This window comes from Streptacidiphilus sp. MAP12-16 (genome assembly GCF_041262165.1).
GTDB lineage: Bacteria > Actinomycetota > Actinomycetes > Streptomycetales > Streptomycetaceae > Streptacidiphilus.
Map to the genome: position 1 here is coordinate 150,551 of NZ_JBGCBY010000014.1, position 16,366 is coordinate 166,916.

The 16,366-nt window shown below is 70.5% G+C and carries 15 protein-coding genes and 1 tRNA gene; 11 read left to right on the forward strand and 5 right to left on the reverse strand.

What is annotated here, in order from left to right:
• Nucleotides 1-70 precede the first annotated feature (70 nt).
• The 4 genes from ABIA33_RS20350 to ABIA33_RS20365 all read left to right on the forward strand — a co-directional run bounded on the left by ABIA33_RS20350 (nt 71) and on the right by ABIA33_RS20365 (nt 3,300).
• Nucleotides 71-523 (forward strand): MarR family winged helix-turn-helix transcriptional regulator, encoded by a 453-nt coding sequence (locus ABIA33_RS20350; protein WP_370083716.1) that lies wholly within the window; start codon nt 71-73, stop codon nt 521-523.
• Nucleotides 524-689: 166 nt separating this feature from the next.
• Nucleotides 690-2,234, forward strand: a complete 1,545-nt coding sequence (locus tag ABIA33_RS20355) for an MFS transporter (protein WP_370083718.1) — start codon at nt 690-692, stop codon at nt 2,232-2,234.
• Nucleotides 2,235-2,265: 31 nt separating this feature from the next.
• Entirely contained in the window at nt 2,266-2,454 is a 189-nt protein-coding gene (locus ABIA33_RS20360) for a 2-hydroxymuconate tautomerase (protein WP_370083720.1), read from the forward strand.
• A gap of 186 nt (nt 2,455-2,640) precedes the next feature.
• Nucleotides 2,641-3,300 carry a zinc ribbon domain-containing protein gene (locus tag ABIA33_RS20365; RefSeq protein WP_370083722.1) on the forward strand — a complete coding sequence of 220 codons (660 nt, stop codon included), beginning with the start codon at nt 2,641-2,643 and terminating at the stop codon, nt 3,298-3,300.
• Between the two features lie 106 nt (nt 3,301-3,406).
• On the opposite strand, the gene ABIA33_RS20370 is transcribed toward ABIA33_RS20365, so the two are convergent.
• Together ABIA33_RS20370 and ABIA33_RS20375 are read right to left on the reverse strand one after the other, a co-directional pair.
• Nucleotides 3,407-4,321 (reverse strand): hypothetical protein, encoded by a 915-nt coding sequence (locus ABIA33_RS20370; RefSeq protein ID WP_370083724.1) that lies wholly within the window; start codon nt 4,319-4,321, stop codon nt 3,407-3,409.
• Between the two features lie 367 nt (nt 4,322-4,688).
• Nucleotides 4,689-4,771: transfer RNA gene (locus ABIA33_RS20375), tRNA-Leu, on the reverse strand.
• A gap of 482 nt (nt 4,772-5,253) precedes the next feature.
• Here ABIA33_RS20375 and ABIA33_RS20380 point away from each other — a divergent pair.
• The 7 genes from ABIA33_RS20380 to ABIA33_RS20410 all read left to right on the forward strand — a co-directional run bounded on the left by ABIA33_RS20380 (nt 5,254) and on the right by ABIA33_RS20410 (nt 14,267).
• Nucleotides 5,254-6,123, forward strand: coding sequence for an FhaA domain-containing protein (locus ABIA33_RS20380; RefSeq protein ID WP_370083726.1), 870 nt, complete (start codon nt 5,254-5,256; stop codon nt 6,121-6,123).
• Between the two features lie 10 nt (nt 6,124-6,133).
• Nucleotides 6,134-6,661 carry an FHA domain-containing protein gene (locus ABIA33_RS20385; RefSeq protein WP_370083728.1) on the forward strand — a complete coding sequence of 176 codons (528 nt, stop codon included), beginning with the start codon at nt 6,134-6,136 and terminating at the stop codon, nt 6,659-6,661.
• A 224-nt stretch (nt 6,662-6,885) separates the two neighbouring features.
• Nucleotides 6,886-8,424: a PP2C family serine/threonine-protein phosphatase gene (locus tag ABIA33_RS20390; protein WP_370083730.1), complete on the forward strand. Its 1,539-nt coding sequence runs from the start codon at nt 6,886-6,888 to the stop codon at nt 8,422-8,424.
• A gap of 40 nt (nt 8,425-8,464) precedes the next feature.
• The gene (locus ABIA33_RS20395; RefSeq protein ID WP_370083732.1) at nt 8,465-9,886 is read left to right on the forward strand and encodes an FtsW/RodA/SpoVE family cell cycle protein; all 1,422 of its coding nucleotides are present in this window, start codon (nt 8,465-8,467) and stop codon (nt 9,884-9,886) included.
• 73 nt (nt 9,887-9,959) lie between these two features.
• On the forward strand, nt 9,960-11,423 hold the full coding sequence (locus tag ABIA33_RS20400) for a peptidoglycan D,D-transpeptidase FtsI family protein (RefSeq protein ID WP_370083734.1): 1,464 nt from the start codon (nt 9,960-9,962) through the stop codon (nt 11,421-11,423).
• A gap of 238 nt (nt 11,424-11,661) precedes the next feature.
• Entirely contained in the window at nt 11,662-13,647 is a 1,986-nt protein-coding gene (gene pknB / locus ABIA33_RS20405) for a Stk1 family PASTA domain-containing Ser/Thr kinase (protein WP_370083736.1), read from the forward strand.
• A gap of 191 nt (nt 13,648-13,838) precedes the next feature.
• Complete coding sequence (locus ABIA33_RS20410; protein ID WP_370083738.1) at nt 13,839-14,267, forward strand: PPOX class F420-dependent oxidoreductase; 429 nt, start codon at nt 13,839-13,841, stop codon at nt 14,265-14,267.
• A 111-nt stretch (nt 14,268-14,378) separates the two neighbouring features.
• Here ABIA33_RS20410 and ABIA33_RS20415 read toward each other — a convergent pair whose 3' ends face one another.
• Genes ABIA33_RS20415 through ABIA33_RS20425 form a run of 3 tightly spaced genes read right to left on the reverse strand, consistent with a single transcriptional unit; the run spans nt 14,379 to nt 16,341 of the window.
• Nucleotides 14,379-15,410 (reverse strand): class E sortase, encoded by a 1,032-nt coding sequence (locus ABIA33_RS20415; protein WP_370083740.1) that lies wholly within the window; start codon nt 15,408-15,410, stop codon nt 14,379-14,381.
• Nucleotides 15,407-16,048, reverse strand: coding sequence for an aminodeoxychorismate/anthranilate synthase component II (locus ABIA33_RS20420; RefSeq protein ID WP_370083742.1), 642 nt, complete (start codon nt 16,046-16,048; stop codon nt 15,407-15,409). The genes ABIA33_RS20415 and ABIA33_RS20420 overlap by 4 nt, the downstream gene beginning before the upstream one ends.
• Nucleotides 16,048-16,341, reverse strand: a complete 294-nt coding sequence (locus tag ABIA33_RS20425) for a hypothetical protein (RefSeq protein ID WP_370083817.1) — start codon at nt 16,339-16,341, stop codon at nt 16,048-16,050. The genes ABIA33_RS20420 and ABIA33_RS20425 overlap by 1 nt, the downstream gene beginning before the upstream one ends.
• Nucleotides 16,342-16,366 lie beyond the last annotated feature (25 nt).

A 16,366-nucleotide genomic window follows, 5' to 3' on the forward strand; every position in this document is an offset into this window, starting at 1 on the left:
AGCCCGGTGCGGGCCGAGGAGGAGCCGACCCCTCTTTGGTTGTATCCTGCAACCAAAGAAGGAGTGTCCCATGCCCACCTCAACAGCCCCGCCGTCCGGCACCGGTGTCCGCGCCGACTCCGTCGACGCCATCCAGCGCGAGCTCACCGCCTTCGCGCGCCGTGCCCGCTCGATGGCCTCCCAGATCCACCCCGGCCTGACCCTGGTCACCTACACCGTCCTGGACCACCTGCACGAGCGCGGCGGCTGCCGGGGCACCGACCTGGCCACCCACTTCATGCTGGACAAGTCGACCGTCAGCCGCCAGGTGGCCTCGCTGGAGCGGCTCGGCCTGGTCGAGCGGACCGCCGACCCCGAGGACCTGCGCGGGCAGATCATCCGCCCGTCCACGGCGGGGGAGCAACTCCTCAACGATGTCCGAGCGCGGCGTCACCAGGCGTTTCTGCAACGTCTCGCCGACTGGTCCGACGAGGATCTGGAACGCTTCGCGGCCTACCTCACGCAGTACAACGACCGCGCGTGACCGCGAGGCCGGAGTGACCGCGAGGCCGGAGTGACCGCCCGGCCGGAGTGACCGCGCGGCCGGGGCGCAGTTCGCACACAGCCGTCGCCGGGTGGGAATAACCTGGACACAAGTTGCATTCATCATGCATGTATCCGTCTTCCGCCCCTGCCTCGGAGGCCCGTGCATGCCGCACGACGCACAGCACCACCTGCACGTCCCCGAACAGGCCGCGCCGCCCACCCGGTCCGCCACGGCAGCCGCAGCGGTTGCCACCGGCCCAGCGGTTCCCACGGGCCGAGTCGTCGCCGTCCTCGCCTTCGCCGGCATCGTCGTCGCCATCATGCAGACCCTGCTCGTCCCCGTCATCGCGGACCTGCCGACGCTGCTGCACACCTCCACGGCCAACGCGACCTGGGTGCTCACCGCCACCCTGCTCGCCGGAGCCGTCGCCACCCCGATCATGGGCCGCCTCGGCGACCTCTACGGCAAGCGGAAGATGCTGCTGGTCAGCCTCGCGCTGATGGTGGTCGGCTCGCTCGTCGCCGGATTCACCTCGAGCCTCGTGCCCATGGTCGTCGGCCGCGCGCTGCAGGGCTTCGCCATGGGAGCGATACCGCTCGGCATCAGCATCATGCGCGACGAGCTCCCCCGCGAGAAGCTCGGCTCAGCGATGGGCCTGATGAGCTCCTCGCTCGGCATCGGCGGCGCGCTCGGCCTCCCCGGCGCGGCCCTGCTCGCCGAGCACTTCGACTGGCACGTACTGTTCTTCACCGCCGCCGGACTCGGCGTCGTCGCCATGGCCCTGATCCTGGCGACCGTGCCCGAGTCCAAGCTGCGCACTCCCGGCGGCTTCGACCACCTCGGCGCGATCGGCCTGTCCGTCGGCCTGGTCGCCCTGCTGCTCCCCATCACCAAGGGCGGCGACTGGGGCTGGAGCAGCCCCACCACGCTCGGCCTCTTCGCGGCCTCCGCCGTGATCCTGCTGCTGTGGGGAGTCATGGAACTGCGCATCACCGACCCGCTGGTCGACCTGCGCACCACCGCCCGCCGCCAGGTCCTGCTGACCAACCTCGCCTCGATCACCATCGGCGTGTCCTTCTACGCCATGTCCCTGGTTCTTCCGCAGCTCCTGGAACTGCCCAGGGCCACCGGATACGGCCTCGGCCAGTCCATGGTCGTCGCCGGACTCTGCATGGCCCCCATGGGTGTGGCGATGATGCTGGTCTCGCCGTTCTCCGCACGGATCACCGCTGCGCGCGGGCCGAAGACCTCGCTGCTGCTCGGCATGGCCGTGATCGCCGTCGGGTACGCGGCCGGGCTCGGCCTCATGGGAGCCGTCTGGCAGGTCCTGATCATCACCACCGTGATCGGCGCCGGCATCGGCCTCGCCTACTCCGCTCTGCCCGCCCTGATCATCGGCGCGGTCGACCCCTCCGAGACCGGCGCGGCCAACGGCCTGAACACCCTGATGCGCTCCATCGGCACGTCCGCCTCCAGCGCCGTGATCGGCATGGTGCTCGCCCATATGACCACCCCTCTGGGCGGCCACCCGCTGCCCAACATGGCCGGCTTCCGAGTCTCCTTCGGCATCGCCGTCGGCGCGGTCCTCATCGGCCTGCTCCTGGCCGCCTTCCTGCCCGGACGGCGCGGCAGCACCCAGAGCCAGCCCGTGGCACGCTCCTTCCAGGAGAGCACCGCAGTCCCGGCCCTGTCCTCCGAACCCGCCTGAAGCACACGCTCGCGAAGGAGCACCACACACGATGCCGCTCATCCAGGTCAAGCAGATCGCCGGCCGCACCGAGGAACAGAAGCGTGCCCTCGCCCGCGAACTGACGGACGCCTATGTCCGCGTCACCGGCATCAGGCCCGAAGCCGTCTGGGTCACCATCGACGAACTCCCCGCCGAGAACTGGGCCATCGGCGGGACCCTCGTCGCCGACCGCAACTGACCCACCGGTCCCAGCACTTCTTCGGCCACTTCTGAAGCAGCCGACGCGGCGGGCATAACGGTTCGGAACGGATCATCCCACCCTCCGTCGCGCCCGCCGTTCGGCTGTGCCACGCTGTGCCCTGCGAGGACCCGATCGGTGACGCACCGTGCGACGGCGCAGAGAATGTGTGGGGGCGGCAGCACCATGAGTGGCGAGATCTACTTCAGCAACAACTACCGCGACATGTGCGAGCAGCACGGTACCGGGGCGGGCTTCCAGTTCGAGTTCAACTGCTCCCGCTGCCAGGACACCTGGCGCTCCGCGTTCCAGCCCTACGCCAGCGGCCGGATGGCGGGCTGGGTCGACCGGGCCGTCAGCGGCGCCTGGGGGGCCCTCGGCCGCGCGGGCAGTGAGGCCAGCCAGGCCATCGGCGGCATGGTCGGCGCCAACTGGGGCCCCGCCAAGGACAGCGCCTTCCAGAAGGCCATCGGCGATGCGACGTCGCACTTCAACCGCTGCGCCCGCTGCACCAGCTATGTCTGCGGACGCTGCTGGAACGCCTCCCAGGGCCTCTGCCTGGGCTGCGCCCCCGACACGGCCGCCGAGGTCGCCGCCGCGCAGCAGCGCGGGCTCAACGATGTCGCCTCCCAGCGGGGTTACGACGTCGGCGGTGCCCAGGGCCAGTCCTTCAACGTGGACCAGCCGCGCCAGCTGGTCTGCCCGCAGTGCCGCACCGAGACCCACGGCGCCCGCTTCTGCCCCGGCTGCGGCCACCAACTCGCCCAGCAGGACCGGTGCACGTCCTGCCAGACCGAACTCCCGACCGGTGCGGCCTTCTGCCCCGACTGCGGCACGCGCCGCTGACGCCCCCTCCATGCACAAGCGTTGTGCCCCCGACCGGGGTTCCGGTCGGGGGCACAACGCTTTGCCACGCCGCGAAGGGCCAGACCCAGGAGCGCAGGTCCACCGCTCAGCCGCGGAAGGCGACCAGACCGACGTAGGAGGAGACCTTGACCGGGCCCGTGGCGCCGTTGGCCGGCATCACGTCGGTGCCCGTGGGCGTGCGGAAGGCGACGGCCTTGCCGTTCGGGAACCAGGCCGGCTCGGTGTAGTTGGTCGTCGCGTACGGGGTGATGTCCACGGCCGGCTTGCCGAGGGTCTCCACGAAGAGGTGGTCGTGGCCCTTGACGGAGCGAACGAAGACGATCTCCTCGCCGTTGGGCGACAGCGCCGGCTCGGAGCCGCGGACGACCACGCCGCCCTGCTGGCGGAGGTAGTCGTCGCGGATGTAGACCTCACCGGTGCGGGTGTTGTCGTAGACAGCGGTGCCGTAGCCACCTGCGGCGCTGGGCCAGGCGTTGCCGGTCAGCGGGTTCGGGGTGGTCCCCCGGCCGAGGTAGCTGTCCAGCGGCAGCACGCTCGGGGTTCCGTGGTTGGCGGTGGCCGAGATCCGCTCCAGACGGGAGACGCCGCCCTTCGACGCGGCGAAGATCAGGTTGTTCTTCGCGGGGATCCGGTCGCGGGAGTCGGCCTTGGCCACCTGCCAGGTCGGGTGGGACCAGGTCTGGTTGCCGGGGTTGACCGCCACGATGTGCCGGCCGCTGCCGTCCGGGGAGGCCACCTCCAGGTTCCCGGCGCCGTCGACGAACGCGGCCTTCTTGCCGTCGGGGGACCAGGCCAGGTCACGGACGTGGACACCGAAGTTGACCTTGGTGCCGTTCATGATGACGTAGGTGGCACCGGTGCTGATGGTCATCGAGTTGCCCTTGGTGCCGTTCAGGACGGCCTCGCCGGACGGTGCCGCGTTGGCAGCGGTCGGCAGCAGGGCGGTGAGGGCGGCGGCGAGGGTGATGGCGGCGGCGGTGCGGCGGGTGCGGGCAGACATGGCGGGATCGCCTTCCGGTGACAGGGTGGATTCGTCTCGCTGGAGCTCTACCGCCGCGTTCAGGTGATGCTCACCCGTCCGATTGGTTGCTGCTCGGTGCGATGAGAGAAGACTGTCAGCGAAAGATCATGGATCTGTGGGGCGGCTGTCACAGGCGTGCAACAGGGGCCCGAGGGTCGCCCACGGGCTCGCCCCGGATCGGACCCGCCACCAACACCGGAGACAGAGGTCGTACTTTGACGATCCATCGCAAACCGCCGACACGAAGCAGCAGCCGCCCGCGAAGCAGTAGCACCCAACGCGAAAAGGTGCCTCCCTCAGCGACTTTCGTCCCTGCTGGAGGCACCTTTTCGTCGGTGCTTCGATGTGCGCGAGGGGGGATTTGAACCCCCACGCCCTTTCGGACACTGGCACCTGAAGCCAGCGCGTCTGCCATTCCGCCACTCGCGCATTGAGTGATGTCGCTGACTCTACCGAAGTTGCCCCGGAGTCTTCAAACCAGTTCCTGACTGGCCCTCCGACCGCCTTGGTTCCCTGCGGGAGCGCCTTGCGACAAGAAGAACATTAGCACGTCGGAAGGGGTGGCCCGGCCCGCCCGCGGGGCCACCCGCGGCCCCGCCGACGGCGCTGCCACAGCCGCGCCGAGGGGACCAGCCGGCAAAGCCGAACGGGTGATCGGCGGATGACCGCCCGCCGCCGCGGGTACGTCTCAGCCTGCCCGCTCCGACTCTTACCCGTCCGACACCGCACAATGGCATCCTTCGTACAGTCGCGGGCATCAGTCAGACGTGTCCTTGCCCACTGCCGTATGCGGCTGCGTCGAGGAACCGCACGTGGGCCTCCGGCGTAGATACGATCAGTAAGGACGACAAGCATCAGCCGCCGCGCGTCCGCGCGGCGAGCGCAGAACGCCCGATGGAAGGGGGTGCCCCGTGGGAGCCCTGAAGAAGTTCGAGCAGCGACTCGAGGGATTCGTCAACGGCGCCTTCGCCAAGGTGTTCAAGTCCGAGGTCCAGCCCGTGGAGATCGCCGGAGCGCTGCAGCGCGAGTGCGACAACAACGCCAGCATCTGGAACCGCGACCGCACCGTCGTCCCCAACGACTTCATCGTGGAGCTCAGCGACCACGACTTCGAGCGGCTGAGCCCGTACTCCGCCCAGCTCGGCGGGGAGCTCGCCGGCATGGTCCGCGAGTACGCCCAGGCACAGCGCTACTCCTTCATGGGCCCGCTCAAGGTCGCCCTGGAGCAGGCGTCGGACCTGGACACCGGCCTGTACCGGGTCCGCAGCCGGATCGAGGCCACGCCCGAGGCGGCGCCGCCCGCCGCCGACCCGTACGCCCAGCCGTACGGGGGTCGCCAGGCCGAGGCGTGGCAGCCCCAGGTCCCGCCGATGCCGCCGACCGCACCCGCGTTCCCGGCCGTGCAGCCGGGCTCGCCGCCCCCGCCCGCCACGCAGCGGGACATGGGCGGCGACAACATCCGGCCACTGCCGGGCGCCGGATACGGTCCTGCCGCCACGACCACCCGCCGCTGGCTGGAGATCAACGGCGACCGCCACCAGGTGACCACCCCGGTGGTCGTCCTGGGGCGCAGCACCGAGGCCGACATCCGGGTCGACGACCCCGGAGTCTCCCGCAAACACGCCGAAATCCGGATGGGTTCGCCGTCGATGGTCCTCGACCTCGGCTCGACCAACGGCATCGTGGTGGACGGGCAGCACACCCAGCGCGCTACGCTGCGCGACGGCTCACGGATCATCATGGGCAGCACCACCATCGTCTACCGGCAAGCCGAAGGGTGACGCGGGGCACATGTCAGAGCTGACCCTCACAGTCATGCGGCTGGGTTTTCTCGCCGTTCTGTGGCTGTTCGTCATCGTCGCGGTGCAGGTCATCCGCAGCGACCTGTTCGGCACCAAGGTGACCCAGCGCACCGCCACCGACCGGCGCGGGGCGGCGGCGAACGCGCCGACCGGCCGTCAGCAGCCCCCTCCGCAGCGCGAGGCACGGACGCAGACCCAGGGCGGCGGCCGGCCGCGGCGGGGCGCGCCCACCCAGCTGGTCGTGACCCAGGGCTCGCTGGCCGGCACCACGGTCGCCCTGCAGGGCCAGACGATCACGCTCGGCCGGGCCCACGACTCGACCATCGTGCTCGACGACGACTACGCGTCCTCCCGCCATGCCAGGATCTACCCGGACCAGACCGGTCAGTGGATCGTCGAGGACCTGAACTCCACCAATGGCACCTACCTGGACCGGACGCGGCTCACCAGCCCGACGCCGCTCCAGCCGGGGGTGGCCATCCGCATCGGCAGGACCGTCATCGAGCTGCGGAAGTAGTCACGCATGAGGCATGGGCATCAGGCCGCCACCAGGGGGGCAGGTGGTGACTGCTTCGGTGCGGCACGCCCGCTCCCGGTCGTCCCGTACCCGGAGCACACCGGACACCCGGGCGCGGACGCGCCCCCACGCCCGGACAGGCGGTACAGCGCACCGTACGATGCATCAACGCACGCTGCACCGGGGCATCGCGCAGGGGACCGAGGGAAGGGGGCGGACGGCACATGAGCCTCGTGCTGCGCTTCGCCGCCGGGTCGCACAAGGGCATGATCCGGGAGGGCAACGAGGACTCCGGCTACGCCGGTCCGCGGCTGCTCGCCGTGGCCGACGGCATGGGCGGCCAGGCCGCCGGTGAGGTCGCCTCGTCCGAGGTCCTCTCGACCATGGTCGAGCTGGACGAGGACGTCCCCGGCACCGATCCGCTGACCGCGCTGAGCCAGGCCGCCGACCGCGCCAACGAGCGGCTGCGGCTGCTGGTCGAGAGCGATCCGGCGCTGGAGGGCATGGGGACCACGCTCACCGCCCTGCTCTGGACCGGCCAGCGGGCCGGACTGATCCACATCGGCGACTCCCGCGCCTACCTGCTGCGTGACGGCTCGCTGTCGCAGATCACCCAGGACCACACCTGGGTGCAGCGGCTCGTGGACGAGGGCCGGATCACCGAGGAGGAGGCCAGCACCCACCCGCAGCGCTCGCTGATCATGCGCGCGCTGATGGGGACGGGCGAGGTCGAGTCGGACCTGTCGATCCGCGAGGTGCGGGCCGGCGACCGCTACCTGATCTGTTCCGACGGGCTCTCGGGAGTGGTGAGCCACCAGACCCTGGAAGAGACCCTCGGCAGCTACTACGCGCCCGAGCAGACCGTCGCCGAACTGATCCAGCTGGCGCTGCGCGGCGGCGGCCCCGACAACATCACCTGCGTGGTCGCCGACGTCCTGGACGTCACCGACGGCGACACCATGGCCGGGCAGTTCACCGACACCCCGGTGGTGGTCGGCGCAGTGGCCGACGGACCGCCCACGATCAGCCACCACACCGTCGCCAACACCCCCGCCTCCCGCGCCGCCTCTCTCGGCCGCCCGCAGCAGGACCCGTCCGGCGAGGCCGACGCGGCCGGATACGGGGAGGCGTACGACGACGGGTACGAGGACGATCCGGACGGCGACTACGCCCAGGAGGGCGGCGGTCGGCGCAGCCGCCGCAAGCAGCGCCCCGGCCGCCGGCGCCGCTGGCTGGTGCCCTCGGTGGTGCTGCTGGTGGTGCTGGCCCTGGTCGGCGGCGGAGGCTACTTCGGCTACCGGTGGACCCAGACGCAGTACTTCGTCGGCGCGAGCGGCGACCATGTCGCGATCTTCCAGGGCGTGAACCAGAGCCTGGCCGGCATAAGCCTGTCCAAGGTCTACCAGCAGACGCCGATACAGCTGAAGTACCTGCCGCCGACGGACCAGACCAAGGTGAAGGGCGGCACCATGACCGCCTCCAGCCTCAAGGACGCCCAGCAGACGATCGCCGGCCTCCAGGTCCAGGCGACCGTGTGCCAGACGCTGCCCACCACGCCGACCACCAGCGCGTCCCCGAGCGCCGCAGCGAGCACTGCGCCGAGCTCCAAGGCCAGTACCAAGGCCGGTGCCACGCCGAGCAAGCCCGCCTCCCCGCCCGCGTCCGTGGCGCCGTCCCCCTCCGCCTCCGCCTCGTCCTCGTCCTCGTCCTCGCTGAGCGCCCAACAGCAGCAAGCGCTGGCTGCCCAGTGTCCCGCCGCCTGACTCCAGCACAGGTCCCGGCGGACCGGCTCCAGGGCCTGAGATGAGCTCCCCCACCGTCCGCCGGGAGGGGGGAGCCGGGGGGATGACCGCCACCATCACCCCGCAGGGCGCGCCCAACCGGCGCAACACGGAGCTGGTGCTGCTGGTCTTCGCGGTACTGATCCCGCTGTTCGCCTACGCCGACACCGGCCTGGCGATGGACGGCCGGGTCCCCGCCGGGATGCTGGAGTACGGCCTGGGCATGGGCCTGTTCGCGGTGCTCGCGCACCTCTCGGTACGGCGATTCGCCCCGCACGCCGACCCGCTGATGCTTCCGATCGCGGCCCTGCTGAACGGCCTCGGCCTGGTGTTCATCTGGCGTCTCGACAAGGCCCGCCAGCTGGCGCACAACTTTCCGGCCGCGCAGAACCAGCTGATCTGGTCGGGCCTGGGGATCGCCCTGTTCATCGCGGTGATGGCGCTGCTCAAGGACCACCGGCTGCTGCAGCGCTACACGTACATCGCCGGCCTCGGCGCGCTGGTCCTGCTGGCGGTCCCGGCGTTCATGCCGACCCGCGCCTCCGACTTCGGCGCGAAGATCTGGATCCACGTCGGCAGCTTCTCGATCCAGCCCGGCGAGTTCGTCAAGATCATCCTTCCGATCTTCTTCTCCGGCTACCTGATGGTGAAGCGGGACGCGCTGGCGCTGGCCAGCCGCCGCTTCCTGGGTCTGTACCTGCCCCGCGGGCGCGACCTCGGCCCAATCATCGCGGTGTGGGTGCTCAGCCTGATGATCCTGGTCTTCGAGACCGACCTGGGCACCTCGCTGCTGTTCTTCGGCATCTTCGTGATCATGCTCTACGTGGCCACCGAGCGGACCAGCTGGATCGTCTTCGGGCTGCTCATGGCCGGTCTCGGCTTCTGGGGCGTGGCCTCGACCGAGCGCCACGTCCAGACCAGGATCACCGACTGGCTGCACCCGCTGGCGGCCGCGCCCAACGGCGGCGGGGTCGGGCAGATCGGCCAGGCACTGTTCGCGCTCGGCTCGGGCGGCGTGGTGGGCACGGGCCTGGGGCAGGGGAACTCCTGGCTGATCGGCTTCGCCGCCAAGAGCGACTTCATCCTGGGTACCATCGGCGAGGAGCTCGGACTGACCGGCCTGATGGCCCTGTTCATGCTGTACGCGCTGCTGTTCGAGCGGGGTCTGCGAACCGCGCTCGCGGCCCGCGACCCTTTCGGCAAGTTGCTGGCGGTGGGCCTGTCCGGTGCCTTCGCGCTCCAGGTCTTCATCGTCGCCGGGGGCGTGACCGGTACGATCCCGCTGACGGGCATGACACTGCCGTTCATGGCCCAGGGTGGTTCCTCGGTGATCACCAACTGGGCTCTGGTCGCGATCCTGCTCAAGATCAGCGATGTGGCCCGCCGTCCGGCTCCCACTCCCGGGGCGGCCGCAGAACCGACCCAGGTGCCGGGGTCGTCATGAACGACGTGTAGACAGAGATGGTCCAGTCCGAGGGAGTCGACGTGCCGCGCAGCGCCAGAAAGGGTACCCACCCGTGAACAAGCCCATCCGCCGGGTCTCGGTGTTCTGCCTGGTCCTGGTCCTCGCGCTGATGATCCGGGTGAACTACGTCCAGGGCGTCGAAGCCGGCTCGCTCAACAGCAACAAGAACAACGCCCGGGGCTCGATCGAGGCGTACAGCTACCCGCGCGGCGACATCGTCGCCGGCGGCCAGGCCGTCACCAAGGACCTGCTGGTCAACGGCAACAAGTACAAGTACCGCCGCGCCTACACGTCCGGCCCGATGTACGCCCCGGTGACCGGCTACTCCTCGCAGGTGTACGGGAGCAGCCTGCTGGAGAGCGTCGAGGACGGCATCCTGAGCGGCAACGACTCGCGCCTGTTCTTCCGCAACACCCTGGACCTGCTCACCGGCAAGCAGAAGCAGGGCGGCGACGTCGTCACCACGATCGACCCCAAGGTGCAGCAGGCCGCCTGGAACGCGTTCCAGAGCTCGGGCAAGAAGGGCGCCGCAGTCGCCCTCGACCCCACCACCGGCGCCATCCTCGGCCTGGTCAGCGCGCCCTCGTACGACCCGACCAGCATCGCCGGCGCCGACAGCGCCGCCAACAGCGCCTGGCTGAAGCTCCAGTCCGACACCTCGCAGCCGATGCTCAACCGGGCCCTCCGGCAGACCTATCCCCCGGGCTCCACCTTCAAGCTGGTCACCGCCGCGGCGGCGCTGGAGAACGGCATCGTCACCGACATCAACGCGCCGACCCAGTCCCCCGACCCCTACACGCTGCCGCAGAGCACCACTCCGCTGGGGAACGAGAGCGGCGACTCCTGCACCAACGTGTCCATGAACGACGCGCTGAAGGTCTCCTGCAACACCGTGTTCGCCAAGCTGGGCGACGAGGTCGGCAACGCGAAGATGGCCGCCGAGGCGGCGAAGTTCGGCTTCAACGACCCCAACCTGCTGATCCCGGTCGGCGTGACCAAGAGCGTGTTCGACACCGGCATCAACCGTCCGTCCAACGCCCTCTCCTCCATCGGCCAGTTCGACACCCGCGCCACTCCGCTGCAGATGGCCATGGTCGCCTCGGCCATCGTGAACAACGGCACACTGATGAAGCCTTACCTGGTCGCCCAGGAGCGCTCGGCCAACCTCACCGTCATCGACCAGGCCAAGCCGACCCAGCTGTCCCAGGCCACCACCCCGCAGGTCGCCCAGCAGCTGCAGACGATGATGGAGAACGTGGTCCAGAACGGCACCGGCACCCCCGCGCAGATCCAGGGCGTGACCGTCGGCGGCAAGACCGGAACCGCGCAGCACGGGGTGAACAACTCCGACAACCCGTACGCCTGGTTCGTGTCCTACGCCAAGGACAGCAACGGCAAGGAGATCGCGGTGGCCGTCGTCGTCGAGGCCAGCAACACCCAGCGCAGCGAGATCTCCGGCTCGGGTCTGGCGGCGCCGATCGCCAGGGCGATGATGGCGACCTACCTCGGAAAGTGAGCCGCGGGTGACCCTGCTGCCGGTGGCGCCGGAGTGTGAGCTGTCTCTCGAACGCCCGGGTGAGAGAAGCGCAAGAGTACAGCGTCCGCGGATACCGGTCTCATATCAAGTGGCCCTGCCGCGCCGGAACCGCCTGCGCGCCCGGTAGCGTATCCGCCAGCAGCGGTGTGCCCGCGCCGCAGACCACAGCAGGACCGACAGATCAACCTCGGCAATGACGAGGGAGAGGGTTGGAACCATGGAAGAACCGCGTCGCCTCGGCGGCCGGTACGAGCTGGGCGGCGTCCTCGGGCGCGGCGGCATGGCAGAGGTGTACCTCGGCCACGACATCCGGCTCGGACGCGCCGTCGCTGTGAAGACGCTGCGGGCCGACATGGCCCGTGACCCGTCGTTCCAGGCCCGTTTCCGCCGCGAGGCACAGTCCGCGGCCTCGCTGAACCACCCCTCGATCGTCGCCGTGTACGACACCGGCGAGGACTACATCGACGGGATCTCCATCCCTTACATCGTGATGGAGTACGTCGACGGCTCTACGCTGCGCGAGCTGCTGCACTCCGGGCGGCGACTGCTCCCCGAGCGCGCGCTGGAGATGACCACCGGCGTGCTCCAGGCGCTGGAGTACTCGCACCGCAACGGCATCGTCCACCGCGACATCAAGCCCGCGAACGTCATGCTGACGCGCAACGGCACAGTCAAGGTGATGGACTTCGGCATCGCCCGCGCCATGGGCGACGCGGGCATGACCATGACGCAGACCGCCGCGGTCATCGGCACCGCGCAGTACCTCTCCCCGGAGCAGGCCAAGGGCGAGCAGGTCGACGCCCGCTCCGACCTGTACTCCACCGGCTGCCTGCTGTACGAGCTGTTCACGATGCGCCCGCCGTTCGTCGGGGACTCGCCGGTGGCGGTGGCGTACCAGCACGTCCGCGAGGAGGCGCAGCCCCCGTCGGTGTACGACCCCGAGGTGCGGCCCGAGTACGACGCGATCGTGATGAAGGCCCTCGCCAAGGAGCGCGACTACCGCTACCAGAGCGCCGACGAGATGCGGGCCGACATCGAGCGCGCCCTGGACGGGCTGCCCGTCGCGGCGGCGCAGACCGTGGCCTACGGCGCGGGCGCGATGGGCGGCGGTTACGGCCAGCCCCCGGGGTACGGCAAGCCGGACCAGTACGGACGCACCACCGCGATGCCGCAGCAGGGTCCGGGCGCGGCGGGGCAGACCAGCCTGCTGCCCGGCGTCGGCCAGGGCTACGACGTGGGCGGCGACGGCTACGACGACGGGTACGACGACAGCTCGGGCTACGGCGGTCGTGGTGACCGGCGACGCGCCGGGAACGGCGGCGGGAAGAACCGCAACACCTCGTGGATCATCCTCGGGGTCGCGGCCGTACTGGTGCTGCTCGGTTCGTTCTTCGTGGCGAAGTCGATGTTCGGCGGCGGCGCAGGGAAGAGCAACACCGTCGCCGCGCCCTCGCTGATCGGCGACGACCTGACGACGGCGGGGACCGCCGTGACCAACCTCGGCGGCAACCTCAAGATCGTGCAGGGCGCCCCGGTCGCCTGCGACCCGAACACGGCCGACAAGGGCAAGGTCTGCACGCAGGAGCCCAAGGAGGGCACCGTGCTGCCGCCCGGAGCCACCATCACCGTGCACCTCAGCAGCGGCGCCCCGGCCAAGGCGGTCCCCGACGTCGCGGGCAAGAGCGTGACGGACGCCACCAACTCGCTCCAGGCGGCGGGCTTCACGGTCGGCAGCCAGACCTCCAAGGCCAGCGACACCGTCCCCTCGGGCAACGTCATCGGGACCACCCCGGCAGCGGGCTCCCAGCAGCCGACCTCCGCCACGATCAGCCTGATCGTGTCGACGGGCAAGGCCCAGGTCCAGGTGCCGTCCGTGCTCGGCCAGCAGCCCGCGGACGCGATCGCCGCCCTGCAGCGGCTGGGGCTGAACTACTCGCAGGTCAACGGGACCAAGTACGTCTCCCCGTACACGCAGGGCTCGGTCAGCCAACTGCTCAACAACGGCCAGCAGGTGAACCCGGGAGACCAGGTGCCCGCGGGTACCACCATCACCATTGTGATCAACCCTGCCAACCCCAGCCAGGGGCAGACCCAGGGCACCACGGGAACCCCTTCCCAGGGGGCGTCAAGCACCGCAAACCCCGGTAACCCTCAGGGGCAGACCCAGGGCCAGGGCCAGGTCCTCGGCCAGACCGGCCTCTGACACGCTTGTCCGCCCCCTGATTCTGACAGGTTCCACCGCACTACCAGGTTCCACCGCACGACGCAGGACCGGGAGGGGCCGAGGACGCAGCAGCGTCCTCGGCCCCTCCCGCGCATCCGCCCCCGCTGCGGACCATCACCTCTATGCCCGATCTGCGTGCGCGCGCGACGCCGCGAGGCGATCATGGCCGCATGGCTACTCCGATGACCGAGACCCAGTGGCGGGCCTTCCTCAGCGAGGGCACCCGCACCGCCAAGATCGCCACCACGCGCGCCGACGGCCGCCCGCATGTCGCCCCCGTCTGGTTCCTGCTCGACGGCGACGATCTCGTCTTCAACACCGGCAGGACCACCGTCAAGGGCCGCACCCTCGCCCGCGACGGCCGGGTCGCCCTGTGCGTGGACGACGACCGCCCGCCCTTCGCCTTCGCCCTGGTCGAGGGCCGGGCGACGCTCAGCGAGGACCTGCCGCAGGTCGGTCACTGGGCGGCCAGGATCGCCGCCCGCTACATGGGCGAGGACCGCGCCGAGGAGTTCGGCGAGCGCAACGGCGTACCGGGCGAGCTACTGGTGCGCGTCCGCATCGAGAAGGTGCTCGGCTTCAGCGGGCTCACCGACTGACTCCGACTGCCACGGCCCGATCCGGCCCACCCTCCGACGCTCGGCGCAGCTCCGCATGCGGGGTGCTCCTCGGGACGGACGACCGGCCGCCCGCCCGAGAATGACCTCCCGTCAGCCCGGCAGCAGCGCCTGGGGCTTGTGGCCCGCGCTCTTCGGCAGGTCCTCGGTCAGCTTGCCCCACACGGCCATCCGGTACTTGGACGTGAACTCCGGTGTGCAGGTGGTCAGAGTGATGTACCGGCCCGGCTGCTTGAAGCCGGACTCCGGCGGGACGGGCGCGATCACGCTGATGTCGCTCGGCGAGGTCTGCGCCAGGGTGCTGGTCACCGTGTACGTGTAGTAGTCGTAGGCGGTCTCCACGACGACCTTGTCGCCCGGGACCAGCTTGTTGATGTAGCGGAAGGGTTCGCCGTGGGTGTTGCGGTGTCCGGCCAGCGCGAAGTTGCCTGCGGCGGCCCAGGGGAAGGCCGTCTCCATGTCACCCGTGTAGTGCCCGACCATGCCGTTGTCCAGGATCGACGTCTTGTCCACACCCTCGGCGATCGGCGTCATCACATCCAGCTTGGGGATGTAGATGATGGCGAACTTGGTCCCGGCGGATACCGACGCCGGATACGCGGGATGGCTCTTGGCGGCAGCCCCGGCTCCGGCGCCGCCGCCCACCGGGTTCCACTGGTTCTCCAGGGTCTTGGCGGTACCGCTGGCGTAGGCGTCCGCCGCCACGTTGGTCCACCACAGCTGGTACGCCACGAAGAGGAACATCACCACGCCCAGGGTGATGAACAGTTCCCCCAGCAGGCGCACCGCGACGATCCCCGCGCTCTCCTTCACCGGCGGCCGCCGGTCGCCGCCACGACGTCCGCCACGACGCCGGCCCTGCTGCCCGGCCCGACGCCGTGCGGCGCGACCGCCGTCGGCGGCCGGCTCCCAGGCGCGAATCGGCGCGACGCGCAGCGTCAGAGTGTCCGGACTGGCATCGTCCGGCACGCCCGCAGGCGGGTAGGGCTGCTGGTACACGCTCTGCCCGGCCTCGGGCTCCCAGCGGGCCCCCGGCTCCCAGGCCGCGGGCTGGCGTGCCGCGGGCTGGCGTGCCGCAGGCTCCCACGCCGCGCCCGGCCCGCGCTCCGGGCGCAGGGCGGTCACGCGACCGCCCTGCCGATCACCGGGGCCAGGCCGGCCGACCGCGCCACTGCGTCCGGATCCCCGCACTCGGCAAGCCAGTTGGCGAGCATCCGGTGCCCGCCTTCGGTGAGCACCGACTCCGGGTGGAACTGCACGCCCTCGATCGGCAGGTCCCGGTGCCGCAGGCCCATCACGATGCCCGAGTCGGTCCAGGCGGTGATCGCCAGCTCCGGCGGCACGGTGTCGCGCTCGACGGCGAGTGAGTGGTACCGGGTCGCCGTCAGCGGCGAGTGCAGCCCCGCGAAGACGCCGCCGTCCTCGTGGCTGACCGCCGAGGTCTTGCCGTGCAGCAGCTCCGGCGCCCGGCCGACCACCGCGCCGAACGCCACCGCGATGGACTGGAGCCCGAGGCACACACCGAACACCGGCAGCCCCACGGCGGCGCAGTGGTGCACCATCTCCACGCACACCCCGGCGTCCTCCGGAGTCCCCGGCCCCGGCGACAGCAGCACGCCGTCGTAGGCGTCGGCGGTCACCGACTCCACCGCGACCTCGTCGTTGCGGACGACCTCGCAGCCGGCGCCGAGCTGGTAGAGGTACTGGACCAGGTTGAAGACAAAGCTGTCGTAGTTGTCGACGACGAGGATGCGGGCGGCCATCAGGCAACAACTCCGGTCGGGGCGAGTGGCACGTACGTCGGGCGGGCGGCGCCGTTGATCGCGGGAGCCGAGGACTGGCCGGCCCCGGACGGCGTGGCGCCCGGAGTGCCGACGGGCTGCACGCTGGTCGTGCCGCCGTTGTTCACAGTGACGTCCCCGAAGGGGAGCAGCGGTTCCGCCCAGGGGAAGACCCACGTGAAGAGAACCGCGACCACCGCGACGAAGAGCAGGAGCGAAGTGAACGAGCGCACCAGGGTGTTGCCCGGCAGTCGGTGCCAGAACCAGCTGTACATCCCGCTCTCCTCCTCCGTACCCCTC